The organism is Sphingomonas sp. CFBP 13733 (genome assembly GCF_014841795.1).
GTDB lineage: Bacteria > Pseudomonadota > Alphaproteobacteria > Sphingomonadales > Sphingomonadaceae > Sphingomonas > Sphingomonas aerolata.
Genome location: NZ_JACYUP010000001.1, coordinates 615248 through 639663 on the forward strand (window position 1 = coordinate 615248; position 24416 = coordinate 639663).

Consider the following 24416-nt stretch of genomic DNA (forward strand, 5'->3'; position numbering starts at 1 on the left):
TGCCCGGACGTCGCGGATCGGCAAGCATGCACCAAAGGGGAGAGACACATGAAGACCGCGATACTGGTCGCGCTGGCTGCGGCGACCGCGATGCCGGCCAACGCACAAACGGCGCCACCAGCTGTGACCTATATCCAGGCGGGCACACTGCTCGATCGTCCGGGCCAGGCGCCGCGCGGCGCGACCACGATCATCGTCCGCGACGGCAAGATCGTCGCGCTGCGTGACGGATTCGTGGCGCCGGAGGCGGGCGCGACACTCGTCGACTTGCGCACCGCGTTCGTGATGCCGGGCATGGTCGACATGCATGTCCATCTGTGGGGCATCGGCGGCGACCCGATGCGCGCACGGCTCGAGGCGATGACCCGCGACCGGTTCGATGACGAGATGACCGCGGTCGCCAATGCACGGCAGACGCTCGCCGCAGGGTTCACCTCGGTCCGCGATCTTGGCGGCGATCCGCGCGGTATCCGTGCTTTGCGTGACGCGATCGATGCAGGCGCGATCGAAGGGCCGAGCATCACCAATGCCGGCGAGATGATCTCCGTCACCGGCGGGCATGGCGATGGCGGCAACGGCCTCGCCGAGGAATTCGCCGATATGGTGCATGGTCGCGAGGTCAATGTCTGCAACGGGCCCGATGACTGCCGCCGCGCGGTCCGGGCACAGGTCGCACTCGGTGCCCGCGTCATCAAGTTCGCGGCGACCGGCGGCGTGCTGTCGAACGTCAGCGGCGGCCTTGGCCGGGCGATGACCCCGGACGAGATGCGCGCGATCATCGACACCGCGCACATGCTCGGCCGCAAGGTCGCCGCGCACAGCCACGCGACCGAGGGAACCCGCGCTGCGCTCGAGGCGGGGGTCGATTCTATCGAACACGGCACGTTTCTCGACGACGGGACCATCCGCCTCTTCAAGACCAGGGGCGCCTATCTGGTACCGACCGAGATCGCCCCCGTCGCGGCACTGGCGCAGGCACGCGGCGGCGCCTTGCCCGCGGCCACCATCGTCAAGGCGGAGTCCGCCGCGGCGGCCATGGCCGCCAGCCATCGCCGTGCCTATGCGGCCGGCGTCAAGGTCGCCTTCGGGACGGATACCGGCGTGTCGAAGCACGGCGACAATGCGACCGAATTCGCGCTGCTTGTTCGGAACGGCCTTACTCCCGCACAAGCCATCGCTGCCGCCACGAGCGGCGCGGCGGATCTGCTCGGGCGGGACGATATTGGCACGCTCGCGCCCGGCAAGACTGCGGACATCATCGCGGTGCGGGGGTCCCCACTCGAGGACGTCAGCCAACTCACGCACGTCGATTTCGTCATGCACCGCGGGGTCGTGGCGAAGGCGGTCGCGGCGAAGTGACCGTCACGCCGCGGCGGCCCCTGCAAGTCGAGCGCGCCGCCGCCGTAGCGGGTCAGGCGGTCAGTTGACGCCGCCGGATCTCGCCGAGCAGCGCTTCGGCGGCGGGGTCGCCGACCTCGCCCTCCGTCGCGCGATAGGCGGCAATTACATCGGCATCCGAAGCCGCGGCCAGCAGCCCACGGACCTCCGCATCGAACGCATCGACCTCACCCGCTGCAGCATCGGCGGCGTCGTCGCTGCTGATCGCCGGTGCGTCGGCGGGCGACGGTTCATGCGCCATGATCGCGTCCTGCTTGAACACGTCAAAGGCGTCTGCTGCCTCGTCACGCTCGACAAAGGCGATCTTGAGCGAGGTGAGCAGATCGAGCGGCGATGCGATATTTTCCATATCCTCACGGTAGGCACGGGCCCGCGAATGGCAAGCGCGATCGCGTCTCAACAGGACAAGTCCGTCGCTCGCTGGCCACGGCACGCCGCTCGTCCCGAAGCGGGGCAGCCTATTGTACGATCAATCTCGTCCGCGTCTCTTGACGATCGGGCAATGGCCTATACGATAGCGGTAACATGAGTGGAGAGGGAAATTGATGTCGCATATCGCCGCGCCGGTCCTGTCGGCGTTGCCTGCGGACTGGCGCAACGCGCTGCTGCTTGGCCGGGTCGATCTCGGCGAAGGTCCCACGCCGATATTGGTAAGCCGCGGTGAAGTCTTCGACATGTCCCGCGTCGCACCAACCGTGTCCGCGCTCGTCGCGGGCGGCACGTTCGACACGGCAGCCGGCCAGTCGCTGGGCACGCTCGAATCGCTCGACCTGTCCGCGGCGGTCGATGCGCATGCGCGCCTGCTGAGCCCGATCGACCTGCAATGCGTCAAGGCCGCCGGCGTGACGTTCGCGGTGTCCGCGATCGAGCGCGTCATCGAGGAGCGTGCCCGGGGCGATGCCTCCAAGGCCGTCGAAGTGCGCGGCCGGCTCGAGGCCCGGATCGGCGGCAGCGTCCGTTCGGTCGTGCCGGGCTCCGCCGAGGCGGCGGCGCTCAAGGCGGCGCTGATCGAGGACGGGATGTGGTCGCAGTATCTCGAGGTCGCGATCGGCCCCGATGCGGAGATCTTCACCAAGAGCCCGACGCTCTCGACCGTCGGCTGGGGTGGCCCGATCGGGATCCGGTCCGATTCGACGTGGAACAACCCCGAACCCGAAGTCGTGCTGCTGGTCGATGCAGACGGCGCGATCGTCGGCGCGACGCTCGGTAACGACGTCAACCTGCGCGATTTCGAGGGCCGTTCCGCCCTGCTGCTGAGCAAGGCCAAGGATAATAACGCGTCCTGCTCGATCGGGCCGTTCATCCGCCTGTTCGACGACGGCTTCTCGCTCGACGACGTCCGCGCGAGCGACGTGACGCTCAAGATCGAGGGCGAGGACGGCTATGTGCTCGACGGGCATAGCTCGATGCGCGAGATCAGCCGCGACCCGACCGATCTCGTCACGCAGGCGATGAGCGAGCATCATTATCCGGACGGCTTCGTCCTGTTCCTCGGCACGCTGTTCGCCCCCACCAAGGACCGCGACGAACCCGGCCGCGGCTTCACGCACAAGATGGGCGACGTCGTCACCATCTCGAACCCGAAGCTCGGCGCTTTGGTGAACCGTGTCACCACCTCGCGCGATGCGCCCGCATGGACGCTGGGCATCGGCGGACTGATGGCCAATCTCGCGCGCCGCAACCTTCTCGACGCATGACCTACGATCAGACGGAGACTCCCGTGTTGCAGCAGACCAGCGCCGGTGAAGGCCGCGCCATCTATCCCAGTCTCGCCGGCAAGCGGGTCCTCGTGACCGGCGGGGGCTCGGGCATCGGCGCGGGTCTGGTCGAGGCGTTCGTTGCCCAGGGTGCGCGCGTCGCGTTCGTCGACGTCGCCGACGAACCCAGCCAGGCACTGCTCGAGCGCCTCGCGGTCGATGCGGCCCATGCGCCGATCTATCATCGCTGCGACCTGACCGACATCGATCAGCTGAAGACGGTGTTCGGCGCGCTCGAGCAGGCGCTCGGCGGGATCGACATCCTGATCAACAATGCGGGCAATGACGACCGGCACGGCGTCGACGAGGTCACGCCCGCTTATTGGGACGAGCGGCTGAACGTCAATCTGCGACACCAGTTCTTCGCAGCCCAGGCCGTCGTCCCTGCGATGAAGCGAGCCGGCGGCGGCACGATTCTCAACTTCGGGTCGATCAGCTGGCATCTCGCGCTGCCCGATCTGGTCCTGTACCAGACGTGCAAGGCAGCGATCGAGGGCCTGACGCGCGGCCTCGCACGCGACCTCGGCCGCGACGGCATCCGCGTCAACACGATCGTCCCGGGCAATGTCCAGACGCCGCGCCAGGAGAAATGGTACACGCCCGAGGGGGAGGCGGAGATCGTCGCCGCCCAGTGCCTCGATGGCCGGATCCAGCCGATCGACGTCGCCGCGCTCGTGCTGTTCCTCGCGTCGGACGATGCGCGGATGTGCACGGGACATGATTATTTCATCGATGCGGGCTGGCGCTGAGCCATGGATAGCGAAGCCCGCCTGCTCGCCTCGGTCGGCGCCGAGCTCGGTGAAGGACCGGTCTGGTCGGCGCGCGACAAGGCGCTGTGGTTCGTCGATATCAAGGCGCCCTGCGTCTATCGATATGATCCCGTGTCGCATGCGCTCGATCGCTTCGACGCGCCATCGCATGTCGGCTGGATCCTTCCCGCACAGGACGGCCTATGGGTCGCCGGGCTCGCCAAGGGCCTCCACCGCTTCGATCCGCGCGACGGCAGCTTCACGCTGATGAACGGCATCGAGGCGGACCTGCCCGACAATCGCCTCAACGACGCAGCGGTCGATCCCGCCGGCAGGATCTGGTTCGGGTCGATGGACAACAAGGAAGTCCACCCGACCGGGCATATCTACCAGTGGCACCGCGGCGCCGTCAGCATGACTGCCGTACCGGCCGTCGTCATCACCAACGGCCCCGCCATCTCGCCCGACGGGCGCACCGCCTATCTGGTCGATACGCTGGGCCTGTCGATCGCCGCGCACCCGATCGGTCTCGACGGCACGATCGGCGCGGGTCGCCCCTTCCTAAAGTTCGACGCGAGCAAGGGTTATCCCGACGGAGCGATCTGCGACGCCGGCGGTGGTGTGTGGGTCGGTTTCTACGGCGGCTGGGCGGCACGACGGTTCTCGCCCGATGGCACGATGACCGACGAAGTGCGCTTTCCCGTCTCGAACGTCACCAAGATCGCGCTGGGCGGGGACGATGGTCGCACCGCCTTTGCGACGACCGCCCGACAGGGACTGTCAGCGGAGCGCCTCGCCTCGCAACCGCTCGCGGGCGACATCTTCACGTTCCGGACCGACATTGGCGGCATTCCCGTCATGCCGGTCAGCTTGGACCTTTAATCTCTAGACCTTGAACACGCCAACAGAGCGTGCACCATCAGGAAGGACGTCACTAATGAACGGCACGGCTACAGCCAGGGCCACGGGCTCACCCACCGATACGGGGGGCGTCAACAGCGCGCTGATCGCCCTCATCGTCGCGGTGGCGACGATCGGGGGCTTCATGTTCGGATATGATTCGGGCGTGATCAACGGCACGCAAAAGGGGATCGAGGCGGCGTTCGACCTCGGCAGACTGGGCATCGGCATCAACGTCGGCGCGATCCTGGTCGGATCGTCGGTCGGCGCATTCGCGGCGGGCCGGCTGTCCGACGTGATCGGCCGTCGCAACACGATGATGCTGGCCGCAATCCTGTTCATCGTCAGTGCTCTCGCAGCGGGGGCGGCGAATTCGTCGCTGCTGTTCATCATCGCGCGGATCATCGGCGGGTTCGGCGTCGGCGCCGCCAGCGTCACCTCGCCGGTCTATATCTCGGAAGTCGCACCGGCCAATATCCGCGGTCGACTGACCAGCATCCAGCAGGTCATGATCATCTCGGGCCTGACCGGCGCGTTCGTCGCGAATTTCGCGCTCGCCCGTTTCGCCGGCGGCTCGACCGCCGAGTTCTGGCTCGGGTATCAGGCCTGGCGCTGGATGTTCTGGCTCCAGGTGATCCCCGCGACGATTTATTTCGTCGCGCTGTTCTTCATCCCGGAAAGCCCGCGCTATCTCGTCGTGAAGGGTCATGACGCAAAGGCCGAAGTGGTGCTGACCCGCCTGTTCGGCGCGGCCGAGGCCCGCCGCAAGGTGGCCGAGATCCGCTCGTCGCTCGCGGTCGATCACCACAAGCCGCGGCTGTCCGATCTGGTCGACAAGACCACCGGCAAGATCCGCCCGATCCTCTGGGCGGGTATCGGCCTGGCGGTGTTCCAGCAGCTCGTCGGCATCAACGTCGTGTTCTATTACGGCGCGACGCTTTGGGAAGCGGTCGGCTTCACCGAGGACAATGCGCTCCAGATCAACATCCTGTCGGGCGTCCTGTCGATCGGTGCCTGCCTCCTGACGATCGCGCTGATCGACCGGATCGGGCGCAAGCCGCTGCTGCTGGTCGGGTCGGCCGGCATGACGGTCACGCTCGGTATCGTTGCCTGGGCCTTCTCGAACGCCGTGCCCGCCGCCTCGGGCGTCGGCGTCACGCTGCCCGGCAATACGGGGCTGATCGCCCTCGTCGCCGCCAATCTCTACGTGATCTTCTTCAACGTCAGTTGGGGGCCGGTGATGTGGGTGATGCTGGGCGAGATGTTCCCGACGCAGATCCGCGGCTCGGCGCTCGCCGTCGCGGGGTTCGCGCAGTGGATCGCCAACGCGCTGATCTCGGTCAGCTTCCCGTCGCTCGTCCTCTCGCCGGGGCTGGCCTTCACCTATCTCGGCTATGCGATCGCCGCGCTCGTCTCGTTCTTCTTCGTCCGCGCCGCGGTCACCGAGACCCGGGGTCGCGAGCTCGAAGACATGACCGGCTGAGCCGGGCCATGAAAAAGGGCGGGCGGGAGGTTTTCCTCCCGCCCGCCCCATTTCGGCCTATCGGTGGCGCGCTCGGCGCCTAGTGATTGTGCCGCGGCGTCTTCGCGGCAATCCCGCGATACTTCACCGCAAAGTCCAGCACCCCGCCCTGCGCCAGCTGCCCCGTCTTTTCACGGTACAGTTCCTCCCAAGGCGAGTTGCTCGGCGGGATCGGCGGCGCAGGCTCGGTCTTGCGGCGGGCGATCTCGTCTGCATCGACCAGCGCGTCGCAGGTCCCCGCGACCAAATCGATCCGGATCATATCCCCGTCACGCAACCAGGCGAGCCCGCCACCGACCGCACTTTCAGGTGACACGTTGAGGATCGACGGGCTGTCCGACGTGCCCGACTGGCGACCGTCCCCCAGCGTCGGCAACGTCAGGATCCCCTGCTGGATCAGAGCGTCTGGCGGCTGCATGTTGACTACCTCGGCCGATCCGGGCCAGCCGATCGGACCGGATCCGCGGATCACGAGGATGCACTGCTCGTCGATCCCCAGCGCGGGGTCGTTGATACGGTGGTGATAATCGTCCGACCCGTCGAACACGACCGCGCGGGCCTCGAACCGGTTCTCCGCCCCCGGTGTCGAGAGATAGCGCGCGCGGAAGGAGTCGGAGATCACCGACGTCTTCATGATCGCATGATCGAACAGATTGCCCTTGAGCACCAGAAACCCGGCATGCTCCATGAGCGGCGCGTCGAGCGTGCGGATCATCTCGCGGTCCCGCGTCACCCGACCCGTCAGATTGTCGCCCAGGCTCTGCCCGGTGATCGTCAGGCAGCTCGTGTCGAGCAGTCCCGACTCGGCCAGTTCGTGCATCACCGCAGGCACCCCGCCCGCGCGGTGGAAGCGCTCGCCGAGATACTTGCCCGCCGGCTGCATGTTGACGATCAGCGGCACGTCATAGCCGTGCGTCGACCAGTCGCTCATGTCGAGCGCGACTCCGGCATGCTGCGCCATCGCCATGATGTGCGGCTGCGCGTTGCTCGACCCACCGATCGCGCTGACGACGCGGATCGCGTTCAGAAAGGCTTCGCGCGTCAGGATCTTCGACGGGCGAAGATCCTCATAGGCCATGTCGACGATCCGGCGTCCGGTCTCGAACGCCATCTGGCCGCGTTCGCGGTACGGCGCGGGGATCGCGGCGCACCCGGTCAGCGACATGCCGAGCGCCTCGGCGACGGCGTTCATCGTCGAGGCCGTCCCCATCGTGTTGCAATGTCCGGCCGATGGCGCGCTGTCGGTGGCGCGGGCCAGGAACTCCTCCTCGTCGATCTCGCCCGCGGCCAGCTTGCGCCGGCTGCGCCAGATCACGGTGCCCGAGCCGACGAGTTCGCCATCATGCCATCCGTCGAGCATCGGCCCGCCCGACAGGACGATCGCGGGAATGTCGACGGTCGACACCGCCATGATCCCCGCGGGGGTCGTCTTGTCGCATCCCGTGGTCAGCACGACCGCATCGATCGGATAGCCGTACAGCGTCTCGACCAGCGTCATATAGGCGAGGTTGCGGTCGAGCGCCGCGGTCGGGCGACGGCAATTCTCGAAGATCGGGATCGTTGGGAATTCCATCGGGATCCCGCCCGCGGCGATGATCCCGTCGCGCGTCCGCTTGGCGAGCTCGACATGGATGCGGTTGCAGGGCGACAGGTCGCTGCCGGTCTGCGCGATCCCGATGATCGGCTTGCCACAGCGCAGTTCGGCGGGGGTGAGCCCGTAGTTCATGAAGCGTTCGAGATAGAGCGCCGTCATGTCCGAGCGGGCGGGGTCGGCGAACCAGTCGCGCGAACGAAACGGCCGTGCCGGTACGCGATCCAAAGCTTCTCTCCTCCAAGTCAATCCGATAGCGCTACCTTTACCTGCCGAACAGTCAAGCTCGGCGCGACACCTGGCGACGAAACAGTCGCCGCACCGGGATCGCCGTACGACGATTTGAGGTTCGCGCCGATTGTAACACGCGTGCAACATGGCGGATTGACGCTCGATCGTGAAGCTGTTGAAACCGGTACATAATCGTGCGGGTCGGGAGAGCCGGAATGCGACAGGTCACAGGCATGTATGCCATATCGCCACGATCGCCGTCGGGCGAGCCGCGTGTCGGACGCTCCATCCCCGGGCCACGCCGGCCGACCGGCATCCTGGTGAACCTCGTCCGGTGACGCCGCGGCAGATCGATCTCGTCCGCGACAGCTTCGTCCATATCCTGTTCGCGGCGGACGAAGCCTCGACGATCTTCTACGACCGAGTGTTCGCGCTCGCCCCGGAATCCCGTGCGCTGTTCACGAACGACCGCATTGTCCAGGGCCGGCTCTTCATGCAGACGCTTGCCAAGATCGTCACCGGGCTGACCGCGTTCGAGGCGATGCGTCCTGAACTGAGGGCGCTGGGCCGCCGCCATGTCGCGTATGGCGCCAAGGATCATCACTACGCCATCATCGGCGACTCGCTGCGCCATGTCGTCGCGCGTTTCGCCGGTGCGGACTTCGATCCTGATACCGACCGGGCCTGGCAGGACGCCTATGGTCTGGTCGCGCAGGTGATGATCGAGGCGAGTCACGAGCCGCACGAATAGCGGGTTCGGTCGGGCGGGCGGACGGGCCGCGAAGCACGCGCCGCCGGCATCACCCCAGGCGGTCCGGGGGCACCGGCGCATAGCGCGGCACGACGAGGTGGATGACGGCGAGCGCGACGAGATAGGCACAGGCCGCAACGATGAAGATCGGTTGATAGCTGCCGACGGTCTCAAGGATACGACCCGCGAACTTCGCCATGAGCATGCCTCCGATTGCGCCCGAAAGGCCCCCCAGCCCCACCACCGACCCGGTCGCCCAGCGCGGCAGCAGGTCGCCCGGCAGCGCATAGAGATTGGCCGAGAACCCCTGATGCCCCGCACAGGCCACGCCGATCATCAGCACCGCCCACCACATGCTCGGCACCTGGGTCGCGAACGCGATCGGCACCGCACACAGGGCGCAAGCGAACATCGCGGTCTTGCGCGCGCGATTGACGCTGTAGCCGCGCCCGATCAACCGCGACGAGAACCAGCCGCCCCCCACCGACCCGACATCGGCGAGCAGATAGACCGCAATCAGCGGCGGGCCGAAGGCGAGCATCGTCACGCCATATTGCCGGTTGAAGAAGTCCGGCAGCCAGAACAGGAACGTCCACCACACCGGGTCGATGAGGAACCGCCCGAGGATATAGGCCCAGGTCTGGCGTTGCCGCAGCAGCGTCCGCCACGCGACGGGCCGACCGGGTTCGACCGGCTCGCTCTCGATATAGGCGAGCTCCTCGACCGTAACCCGGGGATGCTCGCGGGGGCGGCGGTAGAAGCCGAGCCAGACGATCAGCCAGACGAGCGTGAGCAGCCCAGTCAGGATGAACGCCCAGCGCCAGCCCATCGTCACCGCGATGATCGGGACCAGCAACGGCGTGAGGATCGCGCCGACGTTCGACCCGGCGTTGAAGATGCCGATCGCAAGCGCCCGCTCGCGCCGCGGAAACCATTCGTTGGTCGCGGCGATCGCGGCGGGGAAGGTCCCGGCCTCGCCGAGCGCGAGCGGAATCCGCGCAAGGATCATCCCGCTGGTCGAGGTGAAGAAGACGTGGCCGACATGGCCGAGCGTCCACAGCGCCACCGCGAGCGCGTACCCGATCCGCGCGCCGAGCCGGTCGATCAGCCGGCCGAAGACGAGATAGCTCAGCCCGTAGGCCGCCTGGAACCAGATGGCGAGATCGGCATAGCCCGTCTCGCTCCAGCCATAGCGTTGCTGCAGATCGGGCTTCAGCGTCGGCAAGACGAGCCGGTCGACATAGCTCAGCACCACCGCCGCGAACAGCAGCGCGCAGACGATCCACCGAACCCGGCCGCGCGGCTTTACGACGTCGGCGGGGCTCGATCCGTCGGCGCTCACCAGTTGCACAGCGTGCCGTCTTCCAGCCGCGCGACCGGAAGATAGGCGCGCCGATAGTCATGGGTTTCGGCCAGCGCCTCGTCGATGTCGACGCCAAGGCCCGGCGCCTCCCCCGGATGCATCATGCCCGTATCGAAGCGATAGGCATGGGGAAAGACCGCGTCGGTCTCGTCCATGTGCGGCATATGCTCCTGGATCCCGAAATTGGGGACGGAGAGCCCGAAGTGCAGCGCGGCGGCCATCGCCACGGGAGAAAGGTCGGTCGCGCCGTGGCACCCGGTCCGGATATGATAGAGGTCGGCGAGCGCGGCGATCCGGCGCAGATGCGTGATACCGCCCGCATGCACGACGGTGGCGCGGATATAGTCGATCAGCTGGTGCTCGATCAGGTCCTTGGCATCCCAGATCGAATTGAACACCTCCCCCACCGCGATCGGCGTCGTCGTGTGGTGGCGGATCAGCTTGAACGCCTCCTGGTTCTCGGCGGGCGTCGGATCCTCCATCCAGAACAGATTATAGGGTTCGAGCGCCTTGCCGAGGCGCGCCGCCTCAATCGGGGTCAGCCGGTGATGGATATCGTGGAGCAGGTGGACGTCCCAGCCCATCGCCTCGCGCGCGGCCTTGAACAGCTCGGGGACGACGCGCAGATATTTCTCGGTCGACCACACGCTCTCGCTCGGCAGATCCGCATCGGCGGGTTCGTAGCGCGCGCCATGCTTGGCGACACCATAGGTCGAGGCGAGTCCGGGCACGCCGCATTGCAGCCGGATCGCCTTGTAGCCCTTGGCCTGCTCGGCCTTCGCGACTGCGATCGTGTCGTCGATCGTCGTGCCATTGGCGTGAGCATAGACCATGCACGCGTCGCGCGCGGCGCCGCCCAGCAGCTGATAGACCGGCATCCCCGCCAGCTTGCCCTTGATGTCCCACAGGGCCGTGTCGACCGCGGCGATCGCCGCCATCGTCACCGGGCCACGCCGCCAATAGGCGCCCTTGTACAGAAACTGCCAGACGTCCTCGATCCGATGCGCGTCGCGACCGATCAGGCAGGGCACGACATGATCGCTGAGATAGCTCGCGACGCTGAGTTCGCGGCCGTTGAGCGTCGCGTCGCCGAGCCCGGTGGTGCCGTCGTCGCACTCGATCTTGAGGGTCACGAAGTTGCGCCCGGGGCATGTCACGATGACGCGGGCATTGACGATCCTGGGCATGACGATCCTTCAGGCGATTTCGAGAATAACGGTCTTGAGGCGCGTCGAGTCGGCACCAACGGAAATGTCGAACAGACCCGGCTCGACCACCTCGCGCATCGTGATGTCGAAGAACCGGAACGCGTCCGGGCCGAGCGTGAACTGGACCGTGCGCCGTTCACCGGGGGCCAGCGTCACGCGTTCGAAGCCCTTCAGCTCGAGGATCGGCCGCGCGACGGACGACACCTGATCGCGCACATAGAGCTGGACGACCTCGTCGCCCGCGCGCGCGCCGACATTGGCGATGTCGACCGAGACGGTGACCGTGCCCGCGATCCCGATCTTCGCCGACGACAGGCGCGGCGCACCGATCTCGAACTTGGTGTAGCTGAGCCCGAACCCGAACGGGAAGAGCGGCGCGGTCGTATCGAACAGATAGCCGCGCCGCGCCGAAGGCTTGGCGTCGTAGAAGACCGGCAGCTGCCCCGTCGACCGCGCGACCGTCACCGGAAGCTTCGCACCGGGGTTGATGTCCCCGAACAGCGCCTCCGCGATCGCGGTGCCCCCCTCCTGCCCGACATACCAGCATTCGAGCACAGCATTGGCCTGCGCCGTCACGCTCGGCCAGGATGGCGGACGGCCGTTGATCGCGACCACGATGACGGGCTTCCCCGTCGCCTTCATCGCCGCGAACAGCGCATTCTGCTCGCCGAGCAGGTCGAGACTGGTGCGATCGCCGAGATGCGTCTTGGCATAGCCCTCCCGGCTCGTCTGTTCGGTGTCGCCGACCGCGAGCAGGATGACGTCCGCGGTGCTGGCGACGGTCACCGCCTCGGCGATCAGGTCCCGGTTGCGCGCAGGATCGGCCAGCAACACTTCGTTGGCGGACCGGTCCTCGCTCTGCGTGATGAAGACACCCTGCGCGTGCACGACGTCGGCCTTGCCCTTCAACCGCGCACGAACCCCCTCGAGCAGCGACACGGTCGCCTTGGGGATCGACGAATAGCCGCCGAGCCGCGCGACGGCCGCGTTCGGACCAATGACTGCGACGCGCTTCTGCGCCCCCGGGCTGAGCGGCAGGACGCCGTCGTTGACGAGCAGCGCGATCGATCGCCGCGCCGCCTCGAGCGCCAGCGCGCGCGCCTCCGCATTGCCGGTCATCCGCGCCGCCGCCTGCGGATCGACGATCGCCTGCTCGAACATCCCCGACCGCATCTTCAGCGTCAGCATCCGCCGGCACGCGGCATCGACCGCCTCGATCGCCACCCGACCGGCCCGCACCTGATCGGCGAGCGAGCGATAGGCCTCGCCGTCCGGCAGGTCGGAATCTACTCCTGCCGCCAGTGCGAGGCGCGCCGCTTCAGCCTTGTCCGCGGCGATGTGATGCAGCGATGCGAGTTCGCCGATCGCCGCATAATCACTGACGATCGCGCCGTCGAAGCCCCATTCGCCGCGCAGCACGTCGTTCAGCAGCCAGCGATTGGCGTGGCTCGGGACACCGTCGATCTCGTTGTACGACGGCATCACCGCGCCGATCCCGGTCCGCGCAACGACCGCGCGAAACGGCGGGAAGAAATTCTCGCGCAGTTCGCGTTCAGCGATCGGCGCGGGGGCGACATTCTCGCCGCTTTCGGGCTGGCCGTGCCCGGTCATGTGCTTGAGCGTCGCGAACACCTTGCCGGGTGCCAGCGTCTTGCCCTCGCCCTGCAGGCCAATCACCGCCGCGACGCCCATTTCCCCGCACAGATAGGGGTCCTCGCCGAACGTCTCCTCGATCCGGCCCCAGCGCGGGTCGCGGGCGATGTCGACGACCGGCGACAGCGCTAGCACCGTTCCGTGCGCCCGCACCTCGCGCGCGATCACCGCATTGACCCGGCGGACGAGGTCGCGATCGAACGAACCCGCCAGCGCGATCGCCTGCGGGAAGCTGGTCGCCTCCGGCGCCATGAAGCCGTGCAGCGCCTCCTCGTGGAACAGGATCGGAATACCAAGCCGCGTGCGGGTCGTCGCCCAGCGCTGCGCCGCGTTGACGAACGCGATTGTATCCGCCGGCGCACGCCAGCGGCCGGTAACGGCGGCGGCCGTGTTGGCCGCGGTCGCCGCACCGCCACGGTCGGACGGCCGCGCGATCTGGCCGATGCCGTTGGGATAGGCCGTATCGGCGCGCGCCGGGTCGAAACGCAGCGCATCATCCATCACCTGTCGCTTCGTCGTCGACAGCGTGATCAGCTGCGCGACTTTCTCGTCGAGCGTCATCCGCGCCATGAGATCGCGGACCCGCAGGTCGATGGGCGCGCGCGCATCGCGGTAGACGGGCGACTCGTTCGCGGCGGCTGCCAGTCCGGGGGCCAGACCGGACGTCAAAGTCGCGAGCGATGCCGAACCCAGCCAGCGGAGCATGCCGCGGCGACTGGTCGCGATTGTCCTGAAACTCGTGCCGGTCACCCATCGTCTCCTGTCGTCAAACGCGGCATTGCTGTCGATGCCGTCATCGTGATAGCGATAACATGTTCGACAAGCAGACCCGTTGTCAATGCGGGAGGCTGTGCCGGGAGAGGAAAGAATGATGCGAGTGCGTTGGCTTTGCGTGGCGGTCGCGGTTGCGATCACGAGTACGACCGGGGCGCAGGCAGAGGACGGCTACGACCTCTGGATGCGCTACCGTCCCCTGGCGAAAGAGGCGGCGACGGCGCTCGGTCGGGATGCCGAATCGGTCGAAGTGCGCGGCCAATCGGCGACGTTGCGCGCCGCCGCGGACGAGCTTCGCCGCGGTCTCGCGGGGCTGACCGGGCACGCTTTTGCCATGGGTCCGAGCCCGCATCCGATCCTGCTGGCGACCTCGGCAGACGCTGACGTCGGCCGGCTCGGCCTGCCGCTGAAAGACCTTGGCGACGAAGGCTATATCGTGCGGCAGGTGCGTCTCGGCGGCCGCGACGTCACGCTGGTGACCGCGCGTACCGACCGCGGCGTGCTCTACGGCAGCTTCGCGCTGCTGCGCCACATCCAGACCGGCGGGCAGATCGACCGGATCGCGCTCGCTTCGACGCCGCGGGTAAAGCTGCGCGTGCTGAACCACTGGGACAATCTCGATGGCGTGGTCGAGCGCGGCTATGCCGGCCAGTCGCTCTGGGACTGGTGGACGCTGCCCGACTTCAAGGATCCCCGCTACACCGACTATGCGCGCGCCAATGCGTCGATCGGCATCAACGGCACCGTCCTCAACAACGTCAACGCCAAGCCCGACAGCCTGTCCGCCAGCTATATCGCCAAGGCGGCCGCACTCGCCGATGTCTTCCGCCCCTATGGCATCAAGGTCTATCTGTCGGCCCGGTTCTCCGCGCCGATCGAGCTTGGCAAGCTGAAGACGGCAGACCCGCTCGACCCCCAGGTCGCCGCCTGGTGGAAGGCGAAGAGCGACGAAATCTATCGCGCGATCCCCGATTTCGGCGGCTTCCTCGTCAAGGCCAATAGCGAGGGGCAGCCGGGGCCGCGCGATTATCACCGCAGCCACGCGGACGGCGCGAACATGCTCGCAGCCGCGGTCGCACCGCATGGCGGCATCGTGATGTGGCGGGCGTTCGTCTATGCCGACACCGATCCTGACGACCGCGCGAAACAGGCCTATACCGAGTTTAAGCCGCTCGACGGCAAGTTCGCCGCCAACGTCATCGTCCAGGTCAAGAACGGCGCGATCGACTTTCAGCCGCGCGAGCCGTTCCATCCGCTGTTCGGGGCAATGCCCAGGACACCGCTGATGCTGGAATTCCAGATCACCAAGGAATATCTCGGCTTTGCGACGCACCTCGCCTATCTCGGGCCGCTCTTCGCCGAGACGCTGGGCAGCGAGACCTTCGCCGGCGGCAAGCGCGCGACGGTCGCCCAGATCGTCGAGGGCGGGACCCAACGCCACGCGCTGACCGGCATGGCGGGGGTCGCCAATATCGGCCGCGACCTCGACTGGGCCGGATCGACCTTCAACCAGGCGAACTGGTTCGCGTTCGGGCGGATGGCCTGGGATCCGACGATCGGCGCACAGCCGGTTGCGCGCGAATGGGCGGCGATGACCTTCGGGACGAACCCCGCGATCATCGCGCCGGTGACGGACATGATGATGGGCTCGCGGGAAGCCGTGGTCGATTATATGACGCCGCTCGGGCTCGCGCACGTCATGGCTACGGGCCATCATTATGGCCCCGGCCCGTGGGTCGCCGACCTGAAGCGTCCGGAATGGAATCCGGTCTATTATCACCGCGCGGACAAGGCCGGAATCGGCTTCGACCGGACGCGCACCGGCAGCAACGCCGTCGCGCAATATGCGCCAGAGCTTGCCCGCCGTCTCGCCGATCCCACGACGACACCGGAGCGTGACCTGCTGTGGTTCCATCACGTGTCATGGGACCGGCCGATGGCATCGGGGCGCAGCCTCTGGGCGGAGATGGTCCATGATTATGACCGCGGCGTCGGCTATGTCGCGGACATGCGCCAGCGCTGGGACGGACTGCGCGGCCAGGTCGATGCCGAACGCTGGGCCAAGACCGCGACCTATCTGGACATCCAGGAGCGCGAGGCGCGGTGGTGGCGCGATGCCAGCCTCGCCTATTGGATGTCGGTGAACGGCCGGTCGCTGCCGGCCGGCGCCGCTGCGCCCGCGCATGACCTCGACTGGTACAAGGCGCAGCACGCCGCCTACGCGCCGGGCAACCCGCAATGAGCGGCCTTCGCAACCGAATGGAGAGCGCGATGACGGTAGGATCTTCGGTCGCCAAGCCGACGGCGTGGTTGTTGGCAGCATTGCTCGCGACCAGCGCGGATGCCCAGCGCGCCGCGCCGACTGAGCGGTGGACCGGGAGCTGGGGCTCTGCACAGATGATCGCGACCGGCGACAATGCGCTGCCGGCCGACCGCGCCGGCGCGATCACGCTGCGACAGGTCGTCCGTCTGTCGGCTGGCGGCACGCAGGTCCGCGTGCGGCTGTCCAACGCGTTCGGCACGCAGCCGCTCAGGATCGGCGCGGCGCATATTGCCCGGCCGACCGCTCTCGGCACCGCGCGTATCGCGGGCGGCACGACGCTTCGCTTTGCCGGACAGGTGACCGCGGTCATCCCGGCGGGTGGGGAGATCTACTCGGATCCGGTCGCGCTCGCGCTCGCACCCGGGGCCGACCTCGCCGTAAGCCTCTATCTGCCCGACCCCGCCACGCCGCAGACCGGTCATCCCGGTGCGCGGGCCACCAGCTTCACGGTCGCGGGCAATCACGTCGCCGACCCGCTTCTCGCAGGCGCGACCGCGACACCGCACTGGTATGCGCTCGCCGATGTCGAGGTGGCGGGTCCCCGCGTCGCCCAGGTCACCGGCGCGGCACGCCCAACGACGATCGTCACGATCGGCGATTCGATCACCGACGGCTATGGCGTCGCCCCGGAACGCAACACCCGCTGGCCCGACATTCTCGCCGAGCGGCTGCGCGCGACGCCGGCGACACGCACGCTCGGCGTCGTCAATGCCGGCATCGGCGGCAACCGGATATTGCTCGACGGGCTCGGCCCCAACCTTGTCGCCCGGTTCGATCGCGACGTGATCGCGCGCAGCGGCGTTGGCTGGGCGATCCTGCTCGAAGGGGTGAACGATCTCGGCGTCTTGACGCGCGACGCTCCGGCATCGCCCGAAGACCATGCGGCGCTCGTCGCGCAACTGACCGCCGGCTTCCGCCAGCTGGCCGACCGCGCGCATGCACATGGTATCAAGATCATCGGCGGCACGGTGATGCCGTTCGGCGGCAATGACTATTATCACCCGGACGCCGCGCTCGAGGCCGATCGCCAGGCGGTCAACAGCTTCATCCGCAACTCGGGCGTGTTTGATGCGGTGATCGACTTTGACCGGGTGATGCGCGATCCGCGCCGTCCCGACCGTCTCGCGCCGGCATTCGACTCCGGCGATCATCTTCACCCGTCCGAAGCGGGCTATCGGGCGATGGGTGCCGCGGTGCCGCTGGCGCTGTTCACCACGCCGCAGCGCTGAGCCCCCGCCCGGCATGACGGTCGCGCCGGTCCCCCGCCCGTGCCGCCGGACCGGGCGACGAGTTCGCCCGTTCCTGCGGCTGGTCCGAACCTGCCGGAACAGGCCCCGCCCCGCTTTCCAATGACGGGGCGGGTCTCTCCCTGTCTCAAGTATTAAATAATAATATTTAAGTTATTTTATCGGCTATGGCTTTACTGCCACTGTGTCTAAAATACGCGACACAGAATACAGATTACCGTTGACAGTATTCGTGCCCATGGTAGCCCTATCACACACCGCCAATAAGAGCGGTTTCGAAAGGGCTGCGGTCATGCCGCAAAGGGGGAGAGAATGATGAGGGGTTCGTCCATACTCAATGCACTCGTGCGTTCGAGTTCGATTGCCACAGTTGCCGTTTGCCTGCTGAATCCGGCACAGGCCTTCGCGCAAATGGCGCCAGGCACCGCGACAGGGTCGCCTGCGGCTGCCGCGCAGCCAGCGCTTCCGGCGACATCCACCGTGCAAGACGCAGGGCAGACCGCGAGCCAGGATCCGCAATCGGCCCCCGGGGACGAGATCGTCATCACCGGCATCCGCGCCAGCCTTGGTCGCGCTATCGACATCAAGCGCAACTCGGCAGGCGTCGTCGACGCCATCTCGGCCGAGGATATCGGCAAGTTCCCCGACACCAACCTCGCGGAATCGCTGCAGCGCGTCACCGGCGTCTCGATCAGCCGCGCCAACGGCGAAGGCTCGCAGGTTGCCGTCCGCGGCTTCAGCGGCGGCTTCAACCTCGTCACGCTGAACGGCCGCCAGCTTCCGGCGACCAGCATCGACACGAGCACCGGCAACGCGTTTGCGACCGGTACGGGTCGTTCGTTCGATTTCCAGAACCTCGCATCCGAGGGTGTCGCCACGCTCGAGGTCTACAAGACCGGCCGCGCCAACATCCCGTCGGGCGGCATCGGTGCGGCGATCAACGTCGTCACCCGCCGACCGCTGTCGTCGAGCGAGAGCGGCCTTTCGGGGTCGATCGGTGCCAAGGGGCTGTATGACAGCTCGGTCGAGAAGGCTGAGGGCGATCTGAGCAAGATCACGCCAGAGCTGTCCGGCCTCATCAACTACAAGAACCCGAACGAAACCTTCGGCGTCAACGTGTTCGGCAGCTATCAGCTGCGCGAATCCGCTTCGGTTCAGTCCAACCCCAATTACTGGAACATCGTGCCGCTGGCCGATTTCCTCAACACGGCGGGCGCCTATATCCGGCCGACGACGGTGATCACCAATCGCCCGACGACCGAATATGTCCAGATACCGAACGACAGCCGGTACCAGTTCTCCGAGAACCGCCGCGAGCGTCTGAACGGCCAGGCCAACATCCAGTTCAAACCGTCCGACCGTTTCGAGATCTCGATCGACGGCATGTATGCCCGGAACAAGCTGAGCGAAGAGCGCAGCGAGCAGACCAACTGGTTCCAGCGTCCGTTCACCGAAGTCACCTTCGACGACAACAAGCAGATGCAGAGCGCGGTGATCCTCGCCGAGTCGATCCAGGCGGACAAGGGTTACGAGCAGCAGCGGTTCGCGACCAAGACCGAGCTCTATTCGGTCGGTGGCAATGTGAAGTGGGACTTCACCGACAATCTGCGGCTGACGCTCGACGCCAACCACGCCAAGTCGAAGACCAATCCGGACAACGCGAACGGAACCTCGGCGACGACGATCTCGATCGGTGCGCCGGTACGCTCCTCGCACAAGGTCGATTTCACCACCGGCTTCCCGCAGCAGTCCGAGACGATCAACGACTGCACCGCAACCAACGGTGGTCGCGGTGGCAACTGCAACAACACGCTCGACATCGCGGACCTGGGCAGCCAGGTCGCGCGGAAGATCACGTCGACCCAGGAAGCCCGGATCAACCAGTTCGGCGGCGACGTCGCCTGGGACCTGGGCGGGGGCAGCAAGTTCAACGTCGGCGGCAACTATATCGACGCGAACATGCGCTCGACCACGGTCAACACGATCCAGACGCTCGGTGACTGGGGCATCACGGATACCGGCCGCGTCGCAGAACTCGCCGGCGATCTCGTCGACACCTTCTGCCTGACCTGCAAGTTCGACAAATATGATCCGAAGTCGACAGGCTCGTCACTGGTCGCCTTCCGCGCCAACGCGGTCGATCTGCTCGACGTGTTCGAGCCTTATTATGCCGGCCGCGGCAACGCGGTTTCGCCGAGCCCGTCCTCGGACGATACCGTCGGTGAAAAGACCTGGGCGGCCTATGGCCAGATCACCTGGGCCGGTGAACTCGGCGGACGTCGCGCCAATGCACTGATCGGCGCCCGCTATGAAAAGACGCGGGTCAAGTCGATCGGCATCCAGTCAGTGCCAAGCGGCATTCGCTGGTCGCAGGACAATGACTTCGCGGTCGATGGCGGGCCGCCCAGCGGCGCCGTCACGGTCAAGGCAAGCTACGACAATCTGTTGCCATCGCTCGATTTCAACATCGAACCGATCGACAACGTCATGGCGCGCGCCTCGTTCAGCCGCACGCTCGCCCGTCCCGACTATGGCAATCTGTTCGCCTCCGTCAGCGCCGGGGCACCGAACCGCCCGACCGCGCTCGGCGCAGCCCCTGCGGGCGCAACGCGTCAGGATCCGGCGCTGCTGCCGCTGGTCTCGGACAATTTCGACGTGTCTCTCGAATGGTATTACAAGCCGGAGAGCTTCGTGTCGGTCGGCTTCTTCAACAAGGACGTCCGCAACTTCATCGGCAACCAGGTCACCAGCGGCAATCTGTTCGGGCTGCGTGACCCGGGTTCGGGCGCTGCCGGTTCGCGCTCGGGTACCGCGCTGGCCTATCTCCAGGCCAACGGGCTGCCGCTCAGCGATATCAACCTGTTCTCCTACACCGCGTTGCTGACGCAGAATAACGGCAACCAGGCGGCCGCATCCGCCGCGTTCCAGAACAATATCGATCCCGCGACGGGTGGCCTGAGGACGCAGTTCGTCGTCGATCTGGCCAATGCGGTCGATATCGTCGCCGATCCCAACGATCCCCTGTTCAATTTCGCGATCAGCGGCCCGGTCAACAACCGCGAGGGCAACATCCACGGGTTCGAGGTCGCCTGGACCAACTTCTTCGGTCAGACCGGCTTCGGCTTCGCGGTGTCGTACACCAAGGTCAATGGCGACGTGAACGTCGATCCCTATGCCGATCCCAACGTCAACATCTTCGCCCTGACCGGCCTCGGCGACAGCGCGAACCTGACCGGGATCTATGACAAGAACGGGCTTTCGGCGCGTGTCTCGTACAACTGGCGCGACAAATATCTGTCGGGCACAAACCAGGGCGGCAACCGCAACCCGCTCTTCACCGCAGCCTTCGGGACGCTCGACGCGAGCATCAGCTACGACATCGCGCAGAGCTTCTCGATCTCGCTCGAGGCGGTCAATCTGACGAGCGAGCCGTTCCGCCAATATGCCCGCACCGAGACCAATCTGGTCTATGTGCAGGAATTGAAGCCGCGCTTCTATCTCGGCGCGCGCTACCGCTTCTGAGCACAGGCCGGCGTGCGCCTCGGCGCGCGCCGGACACCGCATCGGGCAATGGAGGGGCCGCAGCACCGTGCCGCGGCCTTTTCCTGTTGTCCGACGCCGCCTGGCTGATAGACCCGGATAAAAAGGGACCGGAGCGGATGAACCCCGTACAGATCAACAATATCGATCATGCCGACCTGCGCGTCAGCCCGCGCGCCGGCGCCGCATTCAATGACGCGGCCAATCAGGCGCTGGTCTTCCCCGCCGAATTCGAGGAACTGCAACGCGAATTCGCGATCGTGTTCCGCCGCCGCGACGAGGGTCTTCAGGCCTATGCGCTGCTGGGTCTCGACCGCGACGAGAATCTCTTTCTCGCCGACGACCGCTGGACCAGCCGCTACGTCCCCGCCAGCCACCGACGCGGTCCCTTCTCGATCGGCATGACCCGGTCCGCACCGGACGATGTCGGCGAGGCCATGCTGCAGGTCGATCTCGACGATCCGCGCGTCGGTGACCCGGCGGGTCTGCCGCTGTTCCTCGAGCATGGCGGCAACACGCCCTATCTCGATCATGTCACCGGCGTATTGCGGCTGCTGTACGAGGGGATGGACACCGCGCCCGGCGCCTATGCCGCTCTCGACGACGCCGGCCTGCTCGCGCCCGTCACGCTCACCATCGATGTCAGCGACGAACGCCGCTACACCGTACCCGACGTACTCGTCGTCGACCTCGAGCAGCTCGCGGCGCTGAGCGGCGCCCCGCTCGAACAATTGCACCACTCGGGCATCCTGCGGCTCGCCATCCTTGCCGCGTCATCGCTCGGCAATATCCAGCAGCTGATTGCCCACAAGCAACAGCGGCTCGCGGCGGTCGGTTGACCCCGGTGCCCGCCATCACCCGCCGGACGCGCGTGATCGAAGGCGCGGACGCGCGGACCCTGCCCGTCGCCGATCTGATCGCGGAGGGCCGCCCGACGATCCTGCGCGGTCTTGCCCGCGACGTGCCGCTCGTCGCCGCGGCGCGTCAGGGTCCCGCGGCCGCGGTCGCCTGGCTCAAGCGGTTCGATGGCGGCCAGCCGGTGACGGCCTATATCGGCGACCCCGCGATCGGCGGCCGCTTCGGATACACGGCCGACTGCACCGCGCTCAACTTCACCCGCGAGCGCGGGTCGCTGTCCGCCTATCTCGACCGGCTTCTCGCCAGCATCGACGATGCCGCCGCGCCCAGCATCTATATCGGCTCGACCGATATCGATCAGTACCTCCCCGGCATCCGGGACCAGGCAGTGCTCCCCTTCGGCGACCCCGAACTCATCGCGCATCCGCCGCTGGTCAGTATCTGGATCGGCAACCGGACGACCGCGTCGGCGCATCACGACATGTCGAACAACATCGCGGTCACGTTGGTCGGGCGGCGGCGCTTCACGCTGTTCCCGCCCGATCAGGTCGCGAACCTCTATCCGGGGCCGCTCGAACCGACGCCCGCGGGCCAGGTCGTCTCGATGGTCGATTTCGACGCCCCCGATCTCACCCGCCATCCCGGCTTTGCCGATGCGCTGGCGGTGGCCGAAGTCGCGGAGATGGAGCCCGGCGACGCGCTCATCTACCCGGCCTTGTGGTGGCACCAGGTCGAGGCGCTCGATCCGTTCAACGCGATGATCAACTATTGGTGGAACCCGACGCCGCGCTTCATGGACACGCCGCAGAACACGTTGCTGCACGGCCTGCTCAGCCTGCGCGACCGGCCCGAGCATGAGAAGCGCGGCTGGCAGGCGCTGTTCGACTATTATGTCTTCGGCGATGCGGCGCGCGCCGGCGCGCATCTGCCGGCAGACGCACGGGGCGCACTCGCGCCGCTGGATGCGATGGCCGCGCGAAGGCTGCGCGCCACGCTGTTGCAACGGCTCAATCGATGAAGGGATATGCGATGGATACCCCGCCGAAAACCCGCGTGATCATCGCCGGCGGCGGCACCGCCGGCTGGCTCGCTGCGGCGCTGCTGACGCGACAACTCGGCGCGCTGGTCGACGTCACGCTGATCGAATCGGACGAGATCGGCACCGTCGGCGTCGGCGAAGCGACCATCCCCACGGTCCAGGCCTTTCACGCACTGCTCGGCCTCGACGAGCGCGCGTTCATGGCCGCCACCGGCGCGACGTTCAAACTCGGCATCGCGTTCGAAGGCTGGGCACGCCCCGACGATCGCTACGTCCATTCGTTCGGCGATGTCGGGCGGTCCACCTGGATGGGCGACTTCCAGCATTTCTGGCTCGAAGCCCGCGCCAACGGGCTGGCCGGCGACTTTGGCGACTATTGCCTCGAACTCCAGGCCGCAGAGGCGCGCCGCTTCACCATCGGTCAGCAGGGTCCGCAGCTCAACTATGCCTATCATTTCGACGCGGGCCGCTATGCCCACTTCCTGCGCGAGCGCTGCGAGACCGCGGGGCTGACCCGGATCGAAGGACGGATCGCCGGGATCGATCGCTCGGCGGAGACCGGCCATATCGATGCGGTCATCCTCGCCGACGGATCGCGTGTCGCAGGCGATCTGTTTCTCGACTGCAGCGGGTTTCGCGGCCTGCTGATCGGCGACGCGCTTGGCGTCGGCTATGAAGACTGGAGCCACTGGCTTCCCGCCAACCGTGCGCTCGCAGTGCAGACGACGTCGGTCGAGCCCGCCCGGCCCTATACCCGCGCGATCGCGCATGATGCCGGCTGGCAGTGGCGGATCCCGCTGCAGCACCGCGTCGGCAACGGCATCGTCTATTCGAGCGAGTACCTCTCCGATGATGCGGCCCGGGACCGTCTGCTGGCGTCCGTCCAGGGTCAACCGCTGACCGACCCGCGCCTGCTGCGCTTCACGACCGGTCGTCGCCTGCGCGCATGGGAGGGCAATTGCATCGCGCTGAGCCTCGCCGGCGGGTTCGTCGAACCGCTCGAATCGACCAGCATCCATCTCGTCATGACCGCGCTGACCCGGCTGCTCCGCGCCTTCCCCTTCGACGGGATCAGCCCCGCGGTCGTTACGCAGTTCAACGCGCAGACCCGGCGCGAGATCGAAGGGGTGCGCGATTTCGTCATCCTCCACTATCATTTGAATCAGCGCAGCGAACCGTTCTGGAAGGCCTGTGCCGCAATGCCGATCCCCGACACGTTGGCGGAGCGCATCGCGCTGTTCGCCGACGCAGCGCAGGCCTATCAATCGCCGGACGACCTGTTCCGCGTCAGTTCTTGGACCCAGGTCATGCTGGGCCAGCGGCTCGAGCCGCGCGACTGGCATCGCCTCGCGCGGATGATGCCGCCCGAACGGCTCGGATCGTCGCTCGCGGAGCTGAAGGCGGGGATCGCGCAACAGGTCGACCGGCTGCCCGCGCACCAGGCGTTCGTCGATCGCTATTGTGCCCAGGCCGCGACCGGGGTCGCCGCTTGAGCGTCGGCAAACCCTGACC

Annotated in this window: 17 protein-coding genes; 12 read left to right on the forward strand and 5 right to left on the reverse strand. The window is 66.9% G+C overall.

The annotated features are described in order from the left end of the window. Positions 1-48: 48 nt before the first annotated feature. Positions 49-1359: a metal-dependent hydrolase family protein gene (locus tag IFT71_RS02620; RefSeq protein WP_192139003.1), complete on the forward strand. Its 1311-nt coding sequence runs from the start codon at positions 49-51 to the stop codon at positions 1357-1359. A gap of 52 nt (positions 1360-1411) precedes the next feature. Here the strand turns inward: IFT71_RS02620 and IFT71_RS02625 are convergent, their stop codons facing one another. Continuing rightward, positions 1412-1747, reverse strand: coding sequence for a hypothetical protein (locus tag IFT71_RS02625; protein WP_107933366.1), 336 nt, complete (start codon positions 1745-1747; stop codon positions 1412-1414). Positions 1748-1943: 196 nt separating this feature from the next. On the opposite strand from IFT71_RS02625, the gene IFT71_RS02630 reads away from it, so the two are divergent. From IFT71_RS02630 to IFT71_RS02645, 4 genes are read left to right on the forward strand one after another with little or no spacing between them, the layout of a single operon-like run. After that, entirely contained in the window at positions 1944-3095 is a 1152-nt protein-coding gene (locus tag IFT71_RS02630; RefSeq protein ID WP_192139004.1) for a fumarylacetoacetate hydrolase family protein, read from the forward strand. Continuing rightward, positions 3092-3904 (forward strand): SDR family NAD(P)-dependent oxidoreductase, encoded by an 813-nt coding sequence (locus IFT71_RS02635; protein ID WP_052149092.1) that lies wholly within the window; start codon positions 3092-3094, stop codon positions 3902-3904. Before IFT71_RS02630 ends, IFT71_RS02635 begins: the two co-directional genes overlap by 4 nt. A gap of 3 nt (positions 3905-3907) precedes the next feature. After that, on the forward strand, positions 3908-4786 hold the full coding sequence (locus IFT71_RS02640; protein WP_192139005.1) for an SMP-30/gluconolactonase/LRE family protein: 879 nt from the start codon (positions 3908-3910) through the stop codon (positions 4784-4786). 55 nt (positions 4787-4841) lie between these two features. Further along, positions 4842-6287, forward strand: coding sequence for a sugar porter family MFS transporter (locus IFT71_RS02645; RefSeq protein WP_192097266.1), 1446 nt, complete (start codon positions 4842-4844; stop codon positions 6285-6287). Positions 6288-6366: 79 nt separating this feature from the next. Here IFT71_RS02645 and IFT71_RS02650 read toward each other — a convergent pair whose 3' ends face one another. Continuing rightward, complete coding sequence (locus tag IFT71_RS02650) at positions 6367-8145, reverse strand: IlvD/Edd family dehydratase (RefSeq protein WP_192139006.1); 1779 nt, start codon at positions 8143-8145, stop codon at positions 6367-6369. 337 nt (positions 8146-8482) lie between these two features. Between IFT71_RS02650 and IFT71_RS02655 the strand changes: the two genes are divergently transcribed. Continuing rightward, on the forward strand, positions 8483-8899 hold the full coding sequence (locus IFT71_RS02655) for a globin domain-containing protein (protein WP_192139007.1): 417 nt from the start codon (positions 8483-8485) through the stop codon (positions 8897-8899). Between the two features lie 49 nt (positions 8900-8948). Here IFT71_RS02655 and IFT71_RS02660 read toward each other — a convergent pair whose 3' ends face one another. From IFT71_RS02660 to IFT71_RS02670, 3 genes are read right to left on the reverse strand one after another with little or no spacing between them, the layout of a single operon-like run. Further along, positions 8949-10250: an MFS transporter gene (locus IFT71_RS02660; protein ID WP_342212575.1), complete on the reverse strand. Its 1302-nt coding sequence runs from the start codon at positions 10248-10250 to the stop codon at positions 8949-8951. Next, complete coding sequence (gene manD, locus IFT71_RS02665; protein WP_192139008.1) at positions 10238-11449, reverse strand: D-mannonate dehydratase ManD; 1212 nt, start codon at positions 11447-11449, stop codon at positions 10238-10240. Before manD ends, IFT71_RS02660 begins: the two co-directional genes overlap by 13 nt. 9 nt (positions 11450-11458) lie before the next feature. Continuing rightward, positions 11459-13828, reverse strand: coding sequence for a glycoside hydrolase family 3 N-terminal domain-containing protein (locus IFT71_RS02670; RefSeq protein ID WP_192139254.1), 2370 nt, complete (start codon positions 13826-13828; stop codon positions 11459-11461). 166 nt (positions 13829-13994) lie between these two features. On the opposite strand from IFT71_RS02670, the gene IFT71_RS02675 reads away from it, so the two are divergent. From IFT71_RS02675 to IFT71_RS02700, 6 genes are all read left to right on the forward strand, one after another. Next, complete coding sequence (locus IFT71_RS02675) at positions 13995-16139, forward strand: alpha-glucuronidase family glycosyl hydrolase (RefSeq protein ID WP_446740742.1); 2145 nt, start codon at positions 13995-13997, stop codon at positions 16137-16139. A gap of 29 nt (positions 16140-16168) precedes the next feature. Then, a complete protein-coding gene (locus tag IFT71_RS02680) occupies positions 16169-17449 on the forward strand; it encodes an SGNH/GDSL hydrolase family protein (RefSeq protein ID WP_192139010.1) in 1281 nt (426 codons plus the stop codon). A 498-nt stretch (positions 17450-17947) separates the two neighbouring features. Next, positions 17948-20989, forward strand: a complete 3042-nt coding sequence (locus IFT71_RS02685; protein ID WP_342212576.1) for a TonB-dependent receptor — start codon at positions 17948-17950, stop codon at positions 20987-20989. 137 nt (positions 20990-21126) lie between these two features. Further along, the gene (locus IFT71_RS02690; RefSeq protein WP_192139012.1) at positions 21127-21846 is read left to right on the forward strand and encodes a SapC family protein; all 720 of its coding nucleotides are present in this window, start codon (positions 21127-21129) and stop codon (positions 21844-21846) included. A gap of 5 nt (positions 21847-21851) precedes the next feature. After that, a complete protein-coding gene (locus tag IFT71_RS02695) occupies positions 21852-22883 on the forward strand; it encodes a cupin-like domain-containing protein (protein ID WP_192139013.1) in 1032 nt (343 codons plus the stop codon). Between the two features lie 11 nt (positions 22884-22894). Next, complete coding sequence (locus IFT71_RS02700; protein WP_192139014.1) at positions 22895-24397, forward strand: tryptophan halogenase family protein; 1503 nt, start codon at positions 22895-22897, stop codon at positions 24395-24397. The last annotated feature ends 19 nt before the right edge of the window (positions 24398-24416 follow it).